The following is a 1,252-nucleotide window of genomic DNA, read 5'->3' as shown; positions in this document are numbered from 1 at the left end:
TGCTATCAATTTGAGCTATTGCAGCATCAATAGTAGTAATAGCATCCTGCGCCCCCTTTGATGTACCAATATCTACTGCATCTATGTCTGAAAGCGCTGAACCGGTTATATTCAAAGTCGCCCCAGTCGTAACATCGCCCGCTTGAGTACTGAACGATTGAAGGGAGTCAAGTTTAACCTCACCGGCAACTCTAATTGAGTCATTAGTAGCAGCACCAGCAGTAAGGACAACTTCAGAACCATTCTCTGCACCATCTGCACCTACCGCTGTTACGCTAACGGTCTTAGCGGTTCCACTATTGGCAAAATCTAGGATGGTCATGTCTGCGCCAGTATCATCCACTAAAATTAACGCGCCAGCATCATCAATTGATGCCGTAACACCGGTATCTGATGTCAAATCATTAATGTTAGCAGCCAAGCTGCTCAAATCTGTCTTATCTGAAATCGTTGCCGCCACAGACTGACCGTTTAACGTAAAACTAATATCGCCAGGGTCTCCTAGAGTATCTATTTTCAGCGATGTCGTCGCGCTAGCTTCTACGCCTGTCGCATCAGACTCTGCATTAATGCTAGCTGCAATCGTTTTAGCTGAATCACCGATTGTAACGGTAATGTCTTTGGACACAGTACCATTAACCTTCAAAGTTGAAGCGGTTACACCACTTGCGGCTACCGTTGCGCCTGCGAGGGTAGCTTGACCCAAACCAGCGGTAGCTCCCGCTAGAGTTTGCGAATGACTACCCAGCTTGTCTGCTGATACATCACTTAGCGATAGGCTAATCGTCTCATTTGCCTCTGAACCCACCTGGAATTTCTGGGTACCATAACTGCCATCAAGCAACTTCTGACCACCAAATGAGGTGGTTTCAGCAATACGGGTTAATTCATCTTGCAACGAGCTAACTTCCTTTTGCATTGCGGCCCTATCAGCTGATGAATTTGAGCCGTTAGCTGACTGCAGTGACAAATCACGCATACGCTGTAAAATATTGGTTGATTCTCCCATAGCGCCTTCAGCAGTTTGCGCAATAGAGATACCATCATTGGCGTTACGAATAGCCACGCCAATGCCGTTTATCTGACTAGTCATACGGTTTGAAATCTGTAGACCTGCGGCATCATCTTTAGCGCTGTTGATGCGCAAACCTGAAGCTAAACGCTCCATCGATGTAGCAGTATTGCTTTGTGCTTTGTTTAAGTTGCCCTGCGCTTTCATTGATGTGACGTTGGTATTAACTGAAATAGCCAT

At 46.2% G+C, this 1,252-nt stretch carries 1 protein-coding gene; it reads right to left on the bottom strand.

All coding sequences use genetic code 11. From position 1 onward, the window contains the following. A partial coding sequence (locus H5202_RS24590) for a flagellin N-terminal helical domain-containing protein (RefSeq protein WP_182774011.1) occupies nt 1–1,252 on the bottom strand: 1,252 nt, incomplete at both ends.

Source organism: Shewanella sp. SG41-4 (assembly GCF_014164505.1).
Lineage (GTDB): Bacteria > Pseudomonadota > Gammaproteobacteria > Enterobacterales > Shewanellaceae > Shewanella.
Note: the sequence above shows the minus strand (reverse complement) of the source record. Positions and strands in the feature narration are given on the sequence as shown.